16 protein-coding genes and 2 pseudogenes are annotated in these 16,518 nt (G+C 60.0%); 12 read left to right on the forward strand and 6 right to left on the reverse strand.

Annotated elements, in window-relative coordinates:
- Positions 1–156 precede the first annotated feature (156 nt).
- Genes prpC through RHM69_RS12820 form a run of 3 tightly spaced genes read right to left on the reverse strand, consistent with a single transcriptional unit; the run spans position 157 to position 2,930 of the window.
- Complete coding sequence (prpC, locus tag RHM69_RS12810) at positions 157–1,284, reverse strand: 2-methylcitrate synthase (protein WP_200600635.1); 1,128 nt, start codon at positions 1,282–1,284, stop codon at positions 157–159.
- A 42-nt stretch (positions 1,285–1,326) separates the two neighbouring features.
- On the reverse strand, positions 1,327–2,220 hold the full coding sequence (prpB, locus tag RHM69_RS12815; RefSeq protein ID WP_003193320.1) for a methylisocitrate lyase: 894 nt from the start codon (positions 2,218–2,220) through the stop codon (positions 1,327–1,329).
- Positions 2,217–2,930: a GntR family transcriptional regulator gene (locus RHM69_RS12820; RefSeq protein WP_014719500.1), complete on the reverse strand. Its 714-nt coding sequence runs from the start codon at positions 2,928–2,930 to the stop codon at positions 2,217–2,219. The genes prpB and RHM69_RS12820 overlap by 4 nt, the downstream gene beginning before the upstream one ends.
- Positions 2,931–3,200: 270 nt before the next feature.
- Between RHM69_RS12820 and RHM69_RS12825 the strand changes: the two genes are divergently transcribed.
- From RHM69_RS12825 to RHM69_RS12850, 6 genes and pseudogenes are all read left to right on the forward strand, one after another.
- Positions 3,201–3,725: an ATP-dependent zinc protease gene (locus tag RHM69_RS12825; protein ID WP_014719501.1), complete on the forward strand. Its 525-nt coding sequence runs from the start codon at positions 3,201–3,203 to the stop codon at positions 3,723–3,725.
- Between the two features lie 18 nt (positions 3,726–3,743).
- Positions 3,744–5,276 carry an inactive transglutaminase family protein gene (locus RHM69_RS12830; protein ID WP_014719502.1) on the forward strand — a complete coding sequence of 511 codons (1,533 nt, stop codon included), beginning with the start codon at positions 3,744–3,746 and terminating at the stop codon, positions 5,274–5,276.
- Positions 5,276–6,262, forward strand: coding sequence for an alpha-L-glutamate ligase-like protein (locus RHM69_RS12835; RefSeq protein ID WP_003193326.1), 987 nt, complete (start codon positions 5,276–5,278; stop codon positions 6,260–6,262). The genes RHM69_RS12830 and RHM69_RS12835 overlap by 1 nt, the downstream gene beginning before the upstream one ends.
- A gap of 186 nt (positions 6,263–6,448) precedes the next feature.
- Positions 6,449–7,792, forward strand: coding sequence for an aminodeoxychorismate synthase component I (pabB, locus tag RHM69_RS12840; protein WP_133633094.1), 1,344 nt, complete (start codon positions 6,449–6,451; stop codon positions 7,790–7,792).
- 226 nt (positions 7,793–8,018) lie between these two features.
- Positions 8,019–8,321, forward strand: a complete 303-nt coding sequence (locus tag RHM69_RS12845; RefSeq protein ID WP_166405749.1) for a type II toxin-antitoxin system HigB family toxin — start codon at positions 8,019–8,021, stop codon at positions 8,319–8,321.
- Positions 8,321–8,668, forward strand: a pseudogene (locus tag RHM69_RS12850) (helix-turn-helix domain-containing protein); the annotation flags it as partial. The gene RHM69_RS12845 and the pseudogene RHM69_RS12850, both read left to right, overlap by 1 nt.
- Positions 8,669–8,804: 136 nt before the next feature.
- Here RHM69_RS12850 and thrH read toward each other — a convergent pair.
- Positions 8,805–9,422, reverse strand: coding sequence for a bifunctional phosphoserine phosphatase/homoserine phosphotransferase ThrH (gene thrH, locus RHM69_RS12855; RefSeq protein ID WP_014719505.1), 618 nt, complete (start codon positions 9,420–9,422; stop codon positions 8,805–8,807).
- A 151-nt stretch (positions 9,423–9,573) separates the two neighbouring features.
- Between thrH and RHM69_RS12860 the strand changes: the two genes are divergently transcribed.
- From RHM69_RS12860 to RHM69_RS12870, 3 genes are all read left to right on the forward strand, one after another.
- A complete protein-coding gene (locus tag RHM69_RS12860) occupies positions 9,574–10,308 on the forward strand; it encodes a phosphoadenylyl-sulfate reductase (RefSeq protein WP_014719506.1) in 735 nt (244 codons plus the stop codon).
- A 420-nt stretch (positions 10,309–10,728) separates the two neighbouring features.
- Positions 10,729–12,258: an NCS1 family nucleobase:cation symporter-1 gene (locus tag RHM69_RS12865; protein WP_019820568.1), complete on the forward strand. Its 1,530-nt coding sequence runs from the start codon at positions 10,729–10,731 to the stop codon at positions 12,256–12,258.
- Between the two features lie 13 nt (positions 12,259–12,271).
- Positions 12,272–13,000 carry an aspartate/glutamate racemase family protein gene (locus tag RHM69_RS12870; protein WP_060767355.1) on the forward strand — a complete coding sequence of 243 codons (729 nt, stop codon included), beginning with the start codon at positions 12,272–12,274 and terminating at the stop codon, positions 12,998–13,000.
- Between the two features lie 105 nt (positions 13,001–13,105).
- Here the strand turns inward: RHM69_RS12870 and RHM69_RS12875 are convergent, their stop codons facing one another.
- A complete protein-coding gene (locus RHM69_RS12875; RefSeq protein WP_102666442.1) occupies positions 13,106–14,029 on the reverse strand; it encodes a LysR family transcriptional regulator in 924 nt (307 codons plus the stop codon).
- A 107-nt stretch (positions 14,030–14,136) separates the two neighbouring features.
- On the opposite strand from RHM69_RS12875, the gene RHM69_RS12880 reads away from it, so the two are divergent.
- Positions 14,137–14,883, forward strand: a complete 747-nt coding sequence (locus RHM69_RS12880; protein ID WP_200600966.1) for a 3-oxoacyl-ACP reductase family protein — start codon at positions 14,137–14,139, stop codon at positions 14,881–14,883.
- 127 nt (positions 14,884–15,010) lie between these two features.
- On the opposite strand, the gene RHM69_RS12885 is transcribed toward RHM69_RS12880, so the two are convergent.
- Positions 15,011–15,697, reverse strand: a complete 687-nt coding sequence (locus RHM69_RS12885) for an HAD-IA family hydrolase (RefSeq protein ID WP_014719511.1) — start codon at positions 15,695–15,697, stop codon at positions 15,011–15,013.
- Between the two features lie 224 nt (positions 15,698–15,921).
- Between RHM69_RS12885 and RHM69_RS12890 the strand changes: the two are divergent.
- Both RHM69_RS12890 and RHM69_RS12895 read left to right on the forward strand, forming a co-directional pair.
- Positions 15,922–16,173 (forward strand): annotated as a pseudogene (locus RHM69_RS12890) (type II toxin-antitoxin system RelE family toxin); the annotation flags it as partial.
- A gap of 22 nt (positions 16,174–16,195) precedes the next feature.
- Positions 16,196–16,483 (forward strand): helix-turn-helix domain-containing protein, encoded by a 288-nt coding sequence (locus RHM69_RS12895; protein WP_052224703.1) that lies wholly within the window; start codon positions 16,196–16,198, stop codon positions 16,481–16,483.
- The last annotated feature ends 35 nt before the right edge of the window (positions 16,484–16,518 follow it).

Consider the following 16,518-nt stretch of genomic DNA (forward strand, 5'->3'; position numbering starts at 1 on the left):
AAAGGTGAACTGTCGACACTGGCTTTGTTTCCTGTGGGAGCTGGCTTGCCTGCGATGGCATCACTGTGGTGTGACAGGTACACCGAGGTGATGCCATCGCAGGCAAGCCAGCTCCCACACACAAGCACATGAGCCAGCGGGCACAGCCCATCCCATTCAGCGACGTTCGATTGCCACGAACTTGCGCTGCTCAACGCCGGTGTACTCGGCGCTTGGACGGATGATGCGGTTGTTGGCGCGCTGCTCGAACACGTGCGCAGCCCAGCCAGTCAGGCGCGAGCATACGAAAATCGGCGTGAACAGCTTGGTCGGGATGCCCATGAAGTGGTACGCCGAGGCATGGTAGAAATCGGCGTTAGGAAACAGCTTCTTCTGTTCCCACATGGTCTTGTCGATGGCTTCGGAGACCGGGAACAACACGGTGTCGCCCACTTCGTCAGCGAGCTTTTTCGACCAGCCCTTGATCACTTCATTGCGCGGATCGCTGTCTTTATAGATCGCGTGGCCAAAGCCCATGATCTTGTCTTTGCGCGCCAACATGCCAAGGGTGCCTTCAACCGCTTCCTGGGCCGAGGAGAAACGTTCGATCATTTCCATCGCCGCTTCGTTGGCACCGCCGTGCAGCGGGCCGCGCAGGGAGCCGATGGCAGCGGTGACGCAGGAATACAGGTCGGACAATGTCGATGCACACACCCGTGCGGTGAAGGTCGAAGCGTTGAATTCGTGTTCAGCGTAGAGGATCAGCGACACGTTCATCACTTTGACGTGCAGCTCGCTCGGTTTCTTGCCATGCAGCAGGTGCAGGAAGTGGCCACCGATGCTCGGCTCGTCGGTCACGCAGTCGATGCGCTGGCCGTCGTGGCTGAAGCGATACCAGTAGCACATGATCGCCGGGAACGCGGCGAGCAGGCGGTCGGTGACATCGCGCTGCACGCTGAAATCTTTCTCCGGCTCGATATTGCCCAGGAACGAGCACCCGGTGCGCATCACGTCCATCGGATGGGCGTCGGCGGGGATGCGTTCGAGCACTTCTTTCAGGGCCTGGGGCAAGTCACGCAGTTTGCTCAGCTTGTTGCTGTAAGCGGCCAGTTCGGCCTGGGTTGGCAATTCACCGTACAGCAGCAGGTAGGCGACTTCTTCAAACTGGGCGTCGGCGGCCAGTTCGCGTACGTCGTAGCCACGGTAGGTCAGGCCGGCGCCGGCCTGGCCCACGGTGGACAGTGCCGTCTGCCCGGCGACCTGGCCACGCAGGCCAGCACCACTCAATACTTTTGCTTCAGCCATGTTCGTTCTCCAATTTTGTAGTTGTTCAGGGAACCACAGGGTTTATTTTTTCGCGGCGAACAGCGCGTCGAGCTTCTGCTCGAAGGTGTGGTAGTCGATGCGATCGTAAAGCTCCATGCGCGTTTGCATGGTGTCGATCACATTCTGCTGCGTACCGTCGCGACGAATCGCGGTGTAGACATTCTCGGCGGCCTTGTTCATGGCACGGAAAGCCGAGAGCGGGTACAGCACAATGGAAACATCCGCAGATTTCAACTGTTCGGTGGTGTACAGCGGTGTGGCGCCGAACTCGGTGATGTTCGCCAGGATCGGCGCCTTCACGCGGGAGGCGAACAGCTTGTACATCTCCAGTTCAGTGATGGCTTCCGGGAACACCATGTCGGCACCGGCCTCGATGCACGCGGCGGCACGCTCCAGCGCGGACTCCAGGCCCTCGACCGCCAGGGCATCGGTGCGCGCCATGATCACGAAGCTGTCATCGGTGCGCGCATCCACGGCGGCCTTGATGCGGTCGACCATTTCTTGCTGGGACACGATTTCTTTGTTGGGGCGATGACCGCAGCGCTTGGCGCCCACCTGGTCTTCGATATGGATGGCGGCGGCGCCGAACTTGATCATCGACTTGACGGTACGTGCCACGTTGAACGCCGAGGAGCCGAAACCGGTGTCCACGTCCACCAGCAGCGGCAGGTCGCACACGTCGGTAATGCGGCGCACGTCGGTGAGCACGTCATCCAGGCCGGTGATGCCCAAGTCCGGCACGCCCAGGGAGCCGGCGGCTACACCGCCACCTGACAGGTAAATCGCCTTGAAGCCGGCGCGCTTGGCCAAGAGCGCATGGTTGGCATTGATGGCGCCCACCACTTGCAAGGGCTGTTCGCTGGCGACGGCGTCACGGAAACGCTGGCCGGGAGTGCTGTTGTTGTTGGAACTCATGACTCACCTCGTGATGAAGGCGCACCGTCCGGGAAGTGACGGGCAATGTTGCGTTTGGAGGCGCCGATATGCCGGCGCATCAACAGTTCGGCCAGTTCACCGTCGCGATCGGCAATCGCGTCCAGAATGCGGTGATGCTCGGCAAAGGCCTGGCGTGGACGATTGGGGGTGGCGGAGAACTGGATGCGGTACATGCGCACCAGTTGATACAGCTCGCCGCAGAGCATTTGGGTGAGGGTGCGGTTACCGGCACCTTGAATGATGCGGTAGTGAAAATCGAAGTCGCCTTCCTGCTGGTAATAGCCGACACCGGCCTGGAACGCCGCATCCCGTTCGTGGGTGTGCAACACCTGGCGCAGCTCCTCGATCTCTGCGTCAGTCATACGCTCGGCGGCCAGGCGACAGGCCATGCCCTCTAAGGACTCGCGAATCTCATACAGTTCGACCAGCTCGGCGTGACTCAAAGACACCACGCGTGCGCCGACATGAGGCACCCGCACCAGCAGGCGCTGGCCTTCGAGGCGATGGATCGCTTCGCGCAGCGGGCCGCGACTGATGCCGTAGGTGCGCGCCAGCTCCGGCTCGGAAATCTTGCTACCGGGGGCGATTTCGCCTTTGACGATGGCGGCCTGGATACGCCGGAAGACGTTCTCTGACATGGTCTGGGAATCGTCTGGTGCCACCGATGGTTTTTCCAGTTGCTCCAGCATATTGTCGACACCTTTAAAATCAATGCCGCAAAAACTAGCCAATAAGCCTCTCATAGTCAAAGAATAAATACACATTGTCGACAATCGTCTAATAACCCCATCAATCGCCCGCCCAGGCATGGCCGCCTGCCAGCGCTGGCGCCAAAAAAGCATCATGTTAGAATGCCCGCCGCTTTTGCCTGACATCAGATGATGAAAGGGCGCACCCGAGATTGCGCAGCAATGCCAGTCCCCATGAAATGAACAGTGCACTGCCCTGCCTCAGGATTTATGAGACTCAAGCCTTACCTACTAGTGATGTGCCTGCTGTGCATACCGAGCCTTGGCGCTGGCGCCGAGAAGACCGTGTACGGCCTGAATGAATACGCCAAGCTTGCGGGTATCGACCTGGAAGTGGCGGCCAAACTCGACACCGGCGCCAAGACCGCCTCGTTGAGTGCCCGCGATATCAAGCGCTTCAAGCGCAATGGCGAATCCTGGGTACGCTTCTACCTGGCCATCGACACCGCCCATTCCCACCCCATCGAACTGCCCCTGGCGCGTGTCAGCAAGATCAAGCGCCGCGCCGGCGACTACGACCCCGATGAGGACAAGAACTACACCGCCCGCCCAGTGATTGCGCTGGATATTTGCATGGGCAGTGCTTTACGCAGCATCGAAGTGAACTTGACTGACCGCAGCGCATTCCAATACCCGCTGCTGATTGGCTCCGAAGCCTTGAAACGCTTTGATGCGCTGGTCGACCCCAGTCTTAAATATGCAGCAGGCAAACCCGCCTGCGCCGCCGACGCTTAATACCGCCGAGTAAACCGAATGCGCTCTCTGACCCTGCACCTGAAAATCCTGATCACCTTGCTGGTGGTGCTGGGCATTTCGGTCACCGCCTATCAGATCTTCGTGCTGGGAATTCCCGTCACCGAAGATGCCACCGACGACTTGTGGAACATCGACGCCAAGGTCGAGTTCGTCGCCAACCCGAAAGACCCGGTCAAGATCCAGATGTTCGTGCCGCCCTTGAGCCGCGACTTCGTCAGCCTCAATGAGAGCTTTATCTCGAACAACTACGGGGTGAGCGTCAACCGCATCGACGGCAACCGCAAGGTCACCTGGTCGGCGCGCCGGGCCAAGGGCAACCAGACCCTCTATTACCGCCTGGTGCTGACCAAGCGCTACAGCGGCGAAAAGATCAAGATCAAAGGCCCGACCTTCCGCGACAGCATCGCCGTGGAAGGCCCGGAAAAGATCGCCGCCGAAGCCTTGCTGGCCCCGATCCGCCAGCACTCGGCCGACGTCGAAACCTTTATCAGTGAAGCCATCAAGCGCACCAACAACCTCAACGACGACAATGTGAAGTTGCTGCTGGCCGGCGACCCCTCGACGCCGCACAAAGCCAAGATCGTCGAACTGCTGCTGTCCATCGCCCACGTGCCGGTAGAGAAAGTCCACACCATCCGCCTGGTGGCCGACCAGCCGCAAACCCCGGAACTGTGGCTGCGCAGTTTCAACGGCAACGACTGGCTGTACTTCAACCCGGAAACTGGCGAACAGGGCCTGCCCGCCGACCGCCTGCTATGGTGGACCGGCGATGAAAATCTGATCACCGTCGATGGCGGCAAGAAAGCCATGGTGACCTTCAGCCTGAACAACAGCGAGATGAATGCCATCCGCCTGGCCAAGCTGACGGACGAAAACACCGACGCCAACTTCCTCGAATACTCACTGTACGGCCTGCCGCTGCAAACCCAGCAGACCTTCATGATCATGGTGATGATCCCGATTGGCGTGCTGGTGATTCTGATCCTGCGCAACCTGATCGGCCTGCAAACCCTGGGTACCTTCACACCGGTGCTGATCGCCCTGGCGTTCCGCGAGACACAGCTGGGCTTCGGGATTGTGCTGTTCACAATTATCACAGCACTGGGGTTATCACTCAGGTCCTACCTGGAACACTTGAAACTGCAGATGTTGCCGAGGCTGTCGGTGGTGCTGACCTTTGTGGTGGTGCTGATTGCCGCCATCAGCCTGTTCAGCCACAAGCTGGGGCTGGAACGCGGCTTGTCGGTGGCGCTGTTCCCGATGGTGATCCTGACCATGACCATCGAACGCCTGTCGATCACCTGGGAGGAGCGTGGCGCCAACCATGCGCTGAAAGTGGCGATTGGCACGCTGTTCGCTGCGTCCCTGGCGCACCTGATCATGAGCGTGCCGGAGTTGGTCTACTTCGTGTTCACCTTCCCGGCGATCCTGTTGATCCTGGTGGGCTTCATGCTGGCCATGGGTCGCTACCGCGGCTATCGCCTCACCGAGCTGGTGCGTTTCAAGGCGTTCCTGAAGGCTGACTCTTGATGTTCGGCTTCTGGAAGACCTGGAAGGCCCTGGAAGCGCGGGGGATCATGGGCATTAACCGGCGTAATGCCGACTACGTGCTCAAGTACAACAAGCGCAGCCTGTACCCGATAGTGGATGACAAGATCATTACCAAGGAACGGGCGCTGGCCGCCGGTATCCATGTACCGGAAATGTACGGGGTGATCTCCACCGAAAAGGAAATCGACAAGCTCGACGAGATTATCGGTGGGCGCAGCGACTTCGTGATCAAGCCCGCCCAGGGCGCCGGTGGCGACGGCATCCTGGTGGTTGCAGACCGTTTTGAAGGGCGCTATCGCACGGTGTCCGGCAAGATCATCAGCCATGAAGAGATCGAGCACCAGATTTCCAGCATCCTCACCGGCCTGTACTCCCTCGGCGGCCACCGCGACCGCGCGTTGATCGAGTACCGCGTGGTGCCCGACCAGATCTTCAAGAGCATCAGCTATGAAGGCGTGCCGGACATCCGCATCATCGTGCTGATGGGCTACCCGGTGATGGCGATGCTGCGCTTGCCCACCCGCCAGTCCGGCGGCAAGGCCAACCTGCACCAGGGCGCGATCGGCGTGGGTGTAGACCTGGCCACCGGCCTGACCCTGCGCGGCACCTGGCTGAACAACATCATCACCAAGCACCCCGACACCACCAACGCGGTGGATGGCGTGCAACTGCCCAACTGGGACGGTTTCATGAAACTCGCAGCCGGCTGCTATGAGCTGTGCGGGCTGGGTTATATCGGCGTGGACATGGTGCTGGACCAGGAAAAAGGCCCGCTGATCCTTGAGCTGAACGCACGGCCAGGGCTGAACATCCAGATTGCCAACGACTGCGGCTTGACCTTGCGCACCCATGCGGTGGAGGCGCGGCTGGAAGAACTCAAGGCGGCCGGGGTGACAGAAACCCCAGAAGAACGGGTGAAGTTCGTGCAGGAGATGTTCGGGCATATTCCGCCGGTTGAAGGTTAAGCAGCGCATCGCAGGCAAGCCCGGGCTCGCTAGGTGGGAGCTGGCTTGCCTGCGATAGCTTTCTGACAAGCCATCCATCCCCCAGGCTATGCCCTCTATCGAGCTATCACCGACATCCCCCCTAGGAGCAAGTCCTACAGAGGACTACAATCCCCTCCCCCACGCCACTGGCTGATTCACCCTCGCATGTCGACCTGTTCCGTTTACCCCTTACCCTACCGGGCCAACCCCGCCGAGTACTTTGCGGCTATTCGCCATGCGCCTGGCGCGGTGCTGCTCGACAGCGGCCGCCCGGCTGCCGAGCGGGGGCGCTATGACCTGCTCAGCGCCTGGCCTGAAGCAACCTTGACGGTTGGGCCGGATGAAAGCGGCGGCGATTTCCTGCAACGCTTGCGAGAGAACCTGGCGCAGTTGGGTGAGGCCGCCCTGCCTGCTGGGGTTGAATTGCCCTTTGCCGGCGGTTTGATCGGTTACTTGAGCTATGACTTCGGCCGGCACCTGGAACAGGTTGCACGCCTGGCCGTGGACGACCTGCACCTGCCGGATGCGCGCCTGGGGTTGTATGCCTGGGCGCTGGTCAGCGATCACCAGGCGCGCACCAGCCAGCTGGTGTTTCACCCGGTGCTGGCCGATAGCGAGCGGCAACGGCTGATCGCTCTGTTCAGTCATGCAACGGGCAGCGCGCCCACCGCCTTCAAGCTTCAGGGCCCCATGGCGCCGGACCTCAGCCTGGAGGCATATCAGCAGGCCATCCTGCGTATTCAGGATTACATTCAGGCCGGCGACTGCTACCAGGTCAACTTTACCCAACGCTTTCGCGCACCTTGTAGCGGCGACCCGTGGGCGGCCTACTGCGCCCTGCGCGAGGCCTGCCCGACACCGTTTTCCGGGTTCCAGAGCCTGCCGGATGACGGCGCGGTGCTGAGCCTGTCGCCGGAACGCTTTGTGCGCATCAGCGAACGCCAGGTCGAGACTCGCCCGATCAAGGGCACCCGCCCTCGCGGCCTGACGCCAGAAGAGGATGCCGCCAACGCCGCCGAACTGCTGGCCAGCCCCAAGGACCGCGCAGAAAACCTGATGATCGTCGACCTGCTGCGCAACGACCTTGGCCGCAGCTGCCGCATCGGCTCGGTGAACGTGCCGGAATTGTTCAGCCTGGAAAGCTACCCCAACGTGCACCACCTGGTGAGCAGCGTCACTGGCATATTGGCCGACGACAAAGACGCCCTCGACCTGATCGCCGGCAGCTTCCCCGGCGGCTCCATCACCGGCGCGCCGAAGATTCGCGCCATGCAGATCATCGACGAGCTTGAACCCAACCGTCGCGGGTTCTATTGCGGCTCGCTGATGTACCTGGACGTGCGCGGCGAGATGGACAGTTCCATCGCGATTCGCAGCTTGCTGGTCAAGGATGGGCAGGTGTGTTGCTGGGGTGGCGGCGGGATTGTGGCGGATTCAGAGTGGCAGGCGGAGTATCAGGAGTCGCTGACGAAGGTGCGGGTGTTGTTACAAACGTTGGAAAACCTGTAGGGCACAGCCCCTGCCTAGCGTTCGAGTAGAACGCCATGCGATAGAAAAAGCCTGAATCAGAACCGCTGTGGACGGAATAGACGCTTGCAGATAGCGTCCGGATCGACCGTCCACCGCCACCTGTGAAGGATCACATGAAGCGACTACCTCCTCGTCTGGAAATATTTCCGAGATTGCCTAACCGCGCAATCGCACCTATGATCTCCCAAAATGGGAGGTTGAAGCGATGCGGATAATCGCTCTCTCTACCCTACGAATATTCTGGGAAAGCCATTCAGCTTATAGCGACGCCAGAACACCGCTGGTCGAGTGGTATCGGCACATGGAAAAGGCCAATTATCCAACACCGCAAGCACTCGAGGCCGAGCTCAGAACAGCGAGCATTCTTAAGGGCGGCAGGGTCGTGTTCAACGTCGGCGGCAACAAGTATCGAGTGATCATGGCCATCGACTACCAGCGACAACTAGGGTTTATACGGTACGTGGGGACCCACGCTCAGTACGACCAGATCAACGCGGAGACTGCGTGATGAACATCAAACCTATTCACTCCCAGGAAGACCTGACTGCGGCACTCGTACGAGTCGAGCAGATATGGGGAGCACTACCCGGCTCGCCTGAAGGTGATGAGCTGGAAATCCTGGCAATCCTCATCGAGAAGTACGAAGCCGAGCATTACCCCATGCCCCCTTCGGATCCGGTAGAGGCTATCAAGTTTCGCATGGAGCAATTGGGCATGACCGCCCGCGACCTGGAGCCCTTTATCGGCACCAGTGGGCGGGTGTCAGAGGTGCTGAACCACAAGCGCAAGCTGAGCCTGGCGATGATCAAACGCCTGCATGAAGGCTTGCGTATTCCTTATGAGCGCTTGCTGGCCGAGGGTCAGGCGGTGACGGAGCCGACGCCATCGCGGGCAACCCCGGCTCCCTCAGTTGACCGCGTCGTTTGACGTTACAGGGTCGAAGGTGGGAGCTGGCTTGCCTGCGATGGGGCAATCAGCCGCGCCGCATAACTTACAGGCTCAACTGCCGATTCGACGCCTTGATAAACTCTTTTTTCAAGTCTTCAAACGTATGCACCGCCGGGAACTGCGGGAATTCGCGAATCACATTGTCCGGCGCATGGAACAGAATCCCACGGTCAGCTTCACCCAGCATGCTGGTGTCATTGTAGGAATCACCGGCAGCGATCACGCGGTAGTAGAGGGTCTTGAATGCCAGCACTGATTGGCGCTTGGGGTCTTTCTGGCGCAGTTGGTAGCTGACCACCCGGTCGTTTTCATCGGTGATCAAGCGGTGGCAAAGCAAGGTCGGGAACCCCAGCTGACGCATCAGCGGCTGGGAGAACTCGTAGAAGGTGTCGGACAGGATCACCACCTGAAAGCGCTCGCGCAGCCAGTTGACGAACTCGATCGCGCCGTCCAGCGGCTTGAGTGTGGCGATCACGGCCTGGATATCGGCCAACTTGAGCCCATGCTCGTCGAGGATACGCAGGCGCTGTTGCATCAGCACGTCGTAGTCGGGGATGTCACGGGTGGTGGCCCGCAGGGACTCAATGCCGGTTTTCTCGGCAAAGGCGATCCAGATTTCCGGAACCAGTACCCCTTCCAGGTCAAGGCAGGCAATTTCCACACGACACTCCTATTAGATGTTGTTAGTTGAGCGAGCAAAAGGACTGCCGAACTCTAGCGACTCAAGCCAGCCGCCGCAACGCGGGACAGTTTTTGATACCATCGCCCTCCTAGAGAGCGCTCAGCGCCACTGACCTGTAGGAACCGTCCTGATGAACCAAGCCTTCGACGTCGTTGAACTCGCCACGACTTATGCCAACAAGTCTGCCCAGGACATTCTCAAGCTGGCGTTCAGCCAGTTCGGCGATGACCTGTGGATTTCCTTCAGCGGTGCCGAGGATGTGGTGCTGGTGGACATGGCCTGGAAGCTGAACAAGAACGTCAAGGTGTTCAGCCTCGACACCGGCCGCCTGCATCCGGAGACCTACCGGTTTATCGAGCAGGTGCGTGAGTTCTACAAGATCGACATCGAGCTGATCTCGCCAGACCCGAGCAAGCTGGAGCCCTTCGTCAAAGAAAAAGGCCTGTTCAGCTTCTATAAGGACGGCCATGGCGAATGCTGCGGCATCCGCAAGATCGAACCGCTGCGCCGCAAACTCGCAGGCGTCAGCGCCTGGGCCACCGGCCAGCGCCGCGACCAGAGCCCCGGCACTCGCAGCCAGGTGGCGGCGCTGGAAATCGACACGGCGTTCTCCACACCGGAACGCACCCTGTACAAGTTCAACCCGCTGGCGCAGATGACCAGCGAAGAGGTGTGGGGCTACATCCGCATGCTGGAGCTGCCGTACAACAGCCTGCATGAGCGCGGCTTCATCAGCATCGGCTGCGAGCCTTGCACCCGGCCGGTACTGCCCCGCCAGCATGAGCGCGAAGGCCGCTGGTGGTGGGAAGAAGCCACGCAGAAGGAATGCGGGCTGCATGCGGGGAATATCATCAGCAAGGCTTGAGCCTCTCATGCCACCGCCTCTGTAGGAGCGAGCTTGCTCGCTCCTACAGAAAGCGAGATTTCCTTTTTTGGGCCGGGTAAATCTTGTACACAACCTTGTAACCATAAGTGCCATTTTTGTGTGCAACTTAATATACAACGCACCAAAACGTAACATCTCTCTGCGCCAATGGCGCCGTCTATAAATAGCCCTCCAATTAACAAAAAAATAAATACCTGTTCAAACGGTCAACTTATAGTGTCCGTAATTCAGTGAGTTATTCTCAACCTATATAAAAACGAAATTAGCCAAGATTTTCATATATCGAGAATTGGCACGCATATGGCTTAGGCAGAAGTACGCTTTGTATACAATCAATACAAAACCTACATACACTTTGCCATCCGCCGCTTTGCTGCAGATGCGCTGGAGCCTGCCGGAATGCGTACAAGTCTCTCGAACACCCTCGCACTGGATCTGCCCTCCTCCCCGTTAAACCCTGCGGCCGCCGGCCCCGGTCCGCTGGTACTCAGCCCGCGCCTGCACAACAAGGACCTGGCGCCCACCAAGGTCGAAGGCCGACGCTGGGGGCGCTATAGCATCTTCGCGTTGTGGACCAATGACGTGCACAACATCGCCAACTACTCATTCGCCATCGGCTTATATGCATTAGGCCTGGGCGGCTGGCAAATATTGCTGTCCCTGGGGATCGGCGCGGCGCTGGTGTACTTCTTTATGAACTTGTCGGGCTACATGGGGCAGAAGACCGGTGTGCCGTTTCCGGTTATCAGCCGTATCAGCTTCGGCATTCATGGGGCGCAGATTCCGGCGTTGATTCGGGCGGTAATTGCGATTGCCTGGTTTGGGATCCAGACCTACCTGGCCTCGGTAGTTTTCCGCGTGCTGCTGACCGCCATTCATCCAGGCTTTGCCGATTATGACCACGACTCGATTCTGGGGCTGTCGACCCTGGGTTGGGCGTGCTTTGTGGCGATCTGGCTGGTGCAGTTGGTGATTCTCGCCTATGGCATGGAAATGGTACGTCGCTATGAAGGCTTCGCCGGGCCGGTGATTCTGCTGACCGTGGCCGCACTGGCCGGCTGGATGTACTTCCAGGCGAACGGGCAAATTGCCTGGTCGATCCGCGAGCCCCTGAGTGGCGGCGAGATGTGGCGCAATATCTTTGCCGGCGGCGCGCTGTGGCTGGCCATCTACGGCACCTTGATCCTCAACTTCTGCGACTTCGCCCGTTCCTCACCCTGCCGCAGGACTATCCAGGTCGGCAACTTCTGGGGCCTGCCGGTGAATATCCTGGTGTTCGCCGCCATCACCGTGCTGCTGTGCGGCGGGCAGTTCCAGCTCAATGGCCGCGTGATCGAAAGCCCGACCGAAATCATCGCGGCGATCCCCAACACCTTCTTTCTCGTGCTCGGCTGCCTGGCCTTCCTGATCGTCACCGTGGCGGTGAACATCATGGCCAACTTCGTCGCCCCGGCCTTTGTATTAAGCAACCTGGCGCCCAAGTACCTGAACTTTCGCCGCGCCGGACTGATCAGCGCCTTCGTTGCCGTGCTGATCCTGCCGTGGAACCTCTATAACAGCCCACTGGTGATCGTGTATTTCCTCTCTGGCCTCGGCGCGCTGCTGGGGCCGTTGTACGGGGTGATCATGGTCGATTACTGGCTGATCCGTAAAAGCCAGGTGGATGTGCCGCAGCTGTACAGCGAAGACCCCCAAGGCATTTATTACTACAGCCGGGGGGTGAATATGCGTGCGGTGGCGGCGTTCATTCCGGCGGCGGTGATCGCCATCCTGCTGGCGCTGTTGCCGGGGTTTGCCAGCGTCTCGCCGTTTTCCTGGTTGTTTGGCGCCGGCATTGCAGGGTTGCTGTACCTGCTGATTGCCAAGCGTCAACCGCACTACGCCGATGTCAGCGGCGAAAGCATTGCCGTCGATAACGTCAGTCATTAAACAAGGACTTTCCATGCGTATCCTCGTGGTCAACGTCAACACCACCGAATCCATTACCGACACCATTGCCCAGCAAGCACGGGCCGTGGCTTCACCGGGCACCGAGATTGTCGGGCTCACCCCGTACTTCGGCGCAGAATCGGTGGAAGGCAATTTTGAAAGCTATCTGGCAGCCATCGCCGTGATGGATCGGGTAATGGCCTACGACCAGCCCTTTGATGCGGTGATCCAGGCCGGCTATGGCGAACATGGCCGTGAAGGCCTGCAGGAACTGCTCAATGTGCCGGTGGTGGATATCACCGAAGCGGCGGCCAGCACCGCGATGTTCCTGGGGCACGCCTACTCGGTGGTGACCACCCTGGACCGCACTGTGCCGCTGATTGAAGACCGGCTGAAACTCGCCGGCCTCTACCAGCGCTGTGCTTCGGTGCGCGCCAGCGGCATGGCGGTGCTGGAACTGGAAGAAGACCCGCTGGGCGCCACGGAGGCCATCGTGCGCCAGGCCGAACTGGCCATCCGCGACGACAAGGCCGAGGTGATCTGCCTGGGCTGCGGCGGCATGGCCGGGCTGGATGAGCAGATCCGCCAGCGCACCGGGGTGCCAGTGGTGGACGGAGTGACGGCGGCGGTGATGGTGGCCGAGTCGTTGGTGCGGTTGGGGTTGTCGACCTCGAAGATCAGGACGTATGCGGCGCCGCGGCCGAAGAAAGTCATTGGATGGCCGGGCAAGTTCGGGCGGTAGACCGATGCGCCTGCATCGCGGGCAAGCCCGACTCCCACATTGGATTGCGATCACTGTGGGAGCCGGGCTTGCCCGCGATGGCCACGACTCGATGCAAGGCCCTGCTCAGATGGCACTGAATCGTTGAGCCAGTTTCTGCTCGGCGAACTGCTCAATAATGAAATCCACAAACGCCCGCGTCTTGCCCGGCAGCAACTTATGCTCGGCGTAGTAGATGGAAATATTACCGTCGTCCACATACCAATCGGGTAACACTCGCACCAACGCACCGCTGTCCAGGAACGGCACGGCCATAGGCATGCTCACCAGCGCGATGCCAAGGCCCTGGGCACTGGCGCAGCAGGCGGCTTCGGAGTCGCTCATGGTCATGGCTGGCTTCAGTACCAGTGGGCTGTGCTCGCGCTCACGGTGGGTCAGTTGCCATGAACGCACCCGGCCAGTCTGCGGCGAGCGAATCAAGATGCCGAGGCAGTGCGACAGGTCGTCGGGCGCCCGCACCGGCAAGCGTCGCGCCAGGTAATCCGGCGACGCCACCAGCACCCGGTGCGCCGGGGTCAACTTGCGCGCCACCACGCCTTGGGGCAGCTCAAACCCGCCGCCAATGGCCGCATCGAAGCCTTGCCCGATCAGGTCGACCTGGCGGTTATCGAAATGCCAGTCCGGGCTGATATCCGGACAGCGCCGCATGAATTCGCCCAACAACGGCACCACATACCGATTGCCGAACACTGGCCCCATGCTGACCTTGAGCGTGCCCACCGGCCGCCCTTCGGCACTGGCCAGGTTGGCGACCGCATTCTGAATGGTGGTGAGGCTGCCGCTGACTTCCGCCAGGAACACCTTGCCGGCTTCGGTCAGCACCAGACGCCGAGTGCTGCGCTGGAACAGCCGCACCCCGAGGCGCGCCTCCAACTTGGCGACGCTTTTACCCACCGCTGCGGGAGTGAGGCTCAGGTGCCGTGCAGCCTCGGCAAAGCTGCCACCCTCGGCGCTGCGCACAAAGCATTCGATACTGCCAAAGCTTTCCATATCGCTCCACTCTAAACTTTTGGTTTACACAGACTATAGCAACCACGGGCTACCGAGCTGCGCGGGTGAGGTCGATACTCGCTCCATCAACTACCTCGGAGATCGACATGACCACACATAACCTCACCGGCAAAGTCGCCTTGATTCAAGGCGGTTCCCGCGGCATTGGCGCCGCCATCGTCAAGCGCCTCGCCGCCCAAGGGGCAGCGGTTGCCTTTACCTACGTCAGCTCGGCCGCCAAGGCTGAAACACTGCAGAACGAGGTGATCAGCGCAGGGGGTCAGGCTCTGGCGATTCACGCCGACAGCGCCGATGCCACGGCGATTCGCGCGGCGGTCAACGCCACGGTCGAGGCGTTTGGACGCCTGGATATCCTGGTAAATAACGCTGGCGTGCTGGCCATCGCGCCGCTGGAAGCATTCAAGCTGGAAGACTTCGACCAGACCTTGACGATCAATGTGCGCAGCGTGTTTATCGCCACCCAGGAAGCCGCCAAGCACATGGGCGAAGGTGGCCGCGTGATCAATATCGGCAGCACCAACGCCGAACGCATGCCCTTTGGCGGTGGCGGGCCCTACGCCATGAGCAAGGCGGCGCTGGTGGGGTTGACCAAGGGATTGGCGCGGGACCTGGGGCCACGGGGCATCACCATCAACAACGTGCAGCCTGGGCCGGTGGACACCGATATGAACCCGGCGAACAGTGATTTTGCCGAAAGCCTGATCGGGTTGATGGCGGTAGGGCGGTATGGGCATGTGGAGGAGATTGCCAGTTTTGTGGCCTATCTGGCCGGGCCGGAGGCCGGCTATATCACGGGCGCCAGCCTGACCATCGACGGTGGTTTCAGCGCCTGATTTTGCAAAACCGCACACCAAATGTGGGAGCGGGCTTGCCCGCGATGGCGGTGTGTCAGTGCGACATCTGTCACTGCACTACCGCTTTCGCAGGCAAGCCAGCGCCCACATTTTTGACCGCGCGGGGTCAGGCCATGGGAGGCAAGCCGTAGGCGGCCAAATCAAAGTCGGCGAGCTTGCGAATAATCTGGTCAGCATGCTGGTACTTGCTGTCAGCCATCGCCTCATCGGGCACCGCAATAGCGGTCATGTGCGCAGCCTTCGCCGCCGTCACGCCGAACGGCGAGTCTTCGAACACCAGGCAATCCTCAGGCGCTACACCCAACCGGCGCGCGGCGGTGAGGAAGATATCCGGCGCGGGCTTGGCAGCGCCTACTTCCGGGTCGTCAGCGGTGACGATGGTGTCGAACAGGCCAAACCATTCACGGTGCAGGGTGGTCTTGTGGCCAAACGAGTTACGCGATGAACTGGTGCCCACCGCAATCGGAATATTGTGCGCCTTCAAGTGCCGCACCAACGCCTCGGCGCCGGGCATGCCCTGGGCCTTGGGAAAGCGCTCGCTCATCAGCGGTTCGCGTATTTCCAGAAACTCGGCGGGCGTGATCGGCAGGTCCAGGGCCTTGACCACGTAATCGGCCAAATCCTGGGCACCCCGCCCGATGATGTGCTGCTTGATGCCCCAGTCGTAGGTACGACCATAGCGTTCGGCAATGATCTGCGTGACTTCGGTGTAGATGCCTTCGGTATCCAGCAACAACCCGTCCATATCGAAAATCACGGCTTTGATCGGGACAGCGGTACGCGGTGCATTCATCACAACACAACCTTGGGGCGAGGACTAAAAGGATTCAGCACAATAACGGCCCTCGTTGCCTGCAAGCAACCTTCGTGGGCCTTCCGTTGATTCATACCACGCAACAGTTTTACCCGTCGGCGCTGACGGCGGCCGTCTAGGGTTTGAGAGGAAAACGTCATGACCCGTTGACGCGGATCTGAAAATACCGATTGCAAACCTTATAAAAGACTTATTAACCTCCCATGAATTCAATCCAATGGACGCGAAAAGCCGTCAAACAATTGCTTCGGTTGCATTCGTATCATCAGCAACAGGTACGCGATGCCGTGTCCGCTCTTGAACACATGCCCGATGCAATCAACGTCAAGGCGCTGGTTAACCATCCTCACAGCTATCGCTTGCGGGTAGGTCATTACCGGGTCCTTTTCGACTGGGACGGCAGCATCCAGGTCGTCAGCATCCAAGAGGTTAAAAAACGTGACGAGCGAACCTACTGCCGTACAGATCATCCACAATATGCAGGGCGAGCCAGCCTATGTGGTGATTCCCTATGAACACTATGTGGCGCAGCAAAACGATCCAAACCTGATCCCCCATGCGGTAGTCAGCCGCCTGGTGGATGGCGCAACACCTATTCGCGCGTGGCGCGAGCATCTGAGCCTGACCCAGGAAGAAGTCGCCAAACGCCTGGGTATTTCACAATCGGCATTTGCCCAGCAGGAAGCGGTCAGCAAACCCCGCCGCACCACGCGGGAAAAGATAGCCAAAGCGTTCGGTATCAATGCCAGTCAACTGGAGCTATAACGGCGCGCTGCAAAAATTCACGTACCCCTTCACCT

It is taken from the genome of Pseudomonas sp. CCI1.1, from assembly GCF_034348165.1.
Lineage (GTDB): Bacteria > Pseudomonadota > Gammaproteobacteria > Pseudomonadales > Pseudomonadaceae > Aquipseudomonas > Aquipseudomonas paracarnis.

What these genes read in the sequence shown, in the direction of transcription:
- RHM69_RS12885 (WP_014719511.1), bottom strand. Translation starts at nt 15,697, where the DNA reads ATGAATGCACCGCGTACCGCTGTCCCGATCAAAGCCGTGATTTTCGAT.
- prpC (WP_200600635.1), bottom strand. Translation starts at nt 1,284, where the DNA reads ATGGCTGAAGCAAAAGTATTGAGTGGTGCTGGCCTGCGTGGCCAGGTC.
- RHM69_RS12820 (WP_014719500.1), bottom strand. Translation starts at nt 2,930, where the DNA reads ATGCTGGAGCAACTGGAAAAACCATCGGTGGCACCAGACGATTCCCAG.
- RHM69_RS12870 (WP_060767355.1), top strand. Translation starts at nt 12,272, where the DNA reads ATGCGTATCCTCGTGGTCAACGTCAACACCACCGAATCCATTACCGAC.
- RHM69_RS12895 (WP_052224703.1), top strand. Translation starts at nt 16,196, where the DNA reads ATGCAGGGCGAGCCAGCCTATGTGGTGATTCCCTATGAACACTATGTG.
- RHM69_RS12865 (WP_019820568.1), top strand. Translation starts at nt 10,729, where the DNA reads ATGCGTACAAGTCTCTCGAACACCCTCGCACTGGATCTGCCCTCCTCC.
- RHM69_RS12875 (WP_102666442.1), bottom strand. Translation starts at nt 14,029, where the DNA reads ATGGAAAGCTTTGGCAGTATCGAATGCTTTGTGCGCAGCGCCGAGGGT.
- RHM69_RS12835 (WP_003193326.1), top strand. Translation starts at nt 5,276, where the DNA reads ATGTTCGGCTTCTGGAAGACCTGGAAGGCCCTGGAAGCGCGGGGGATC.
- RHM69_RS12880 (WP_200600966.1), top strand. Translation starts at nt 14,137, where the DNA reads ATGACCACACATAACCTCACCGGCAAAGTCGCCTTGATTCAAGGCGGT.
- RHM69_RS12860 (WP_014719506.1), top strand. Translation starts at nt 9,574, where the DNA reads ATGAACCAAGCCTTCGACGTCGTTGAACTCGCCACGACTTATGCCAAC.
- RHM69_RS12845 (WP_166405749.1), top strand. Translation starts at nt 8,019, where the DNA reads ATGCGGATAATCGCTCTCTCTACCCTACGAATATTCTGGGAAAGCCAT.
- pabB (WP_133633094.1), top strand. Translation starts at nt 6,449, where the DNA reads ATGTCGACCTGTTCCGTTTACCCCTTACCCTACCGGGCCAACCCCGCC.
- RHM69_RS12825 (WP_014719501.1), top strand. Translation starts at nt 3,201, where the DNA reads ATGAGACTCAAGCCTTACCTACTAGTGATGTGCCTGCTGTGCATACCG.
- RHM69_RS12830 (WP_014719502.1), top strand. Translation starts at nt 3,744, where the DNA reads ATGCGCTCTCTGACCCTGCACCTGAAAATCCTGATCACCTTGCTGGTG.
- prpB (WP_003193320.1), bottom strand. Translation starts at nt 2,220, where the DNA reads ATGAGTTCCAACAACAACAGCACTCCCGGCCAGCGTTTCCGTGACGCC.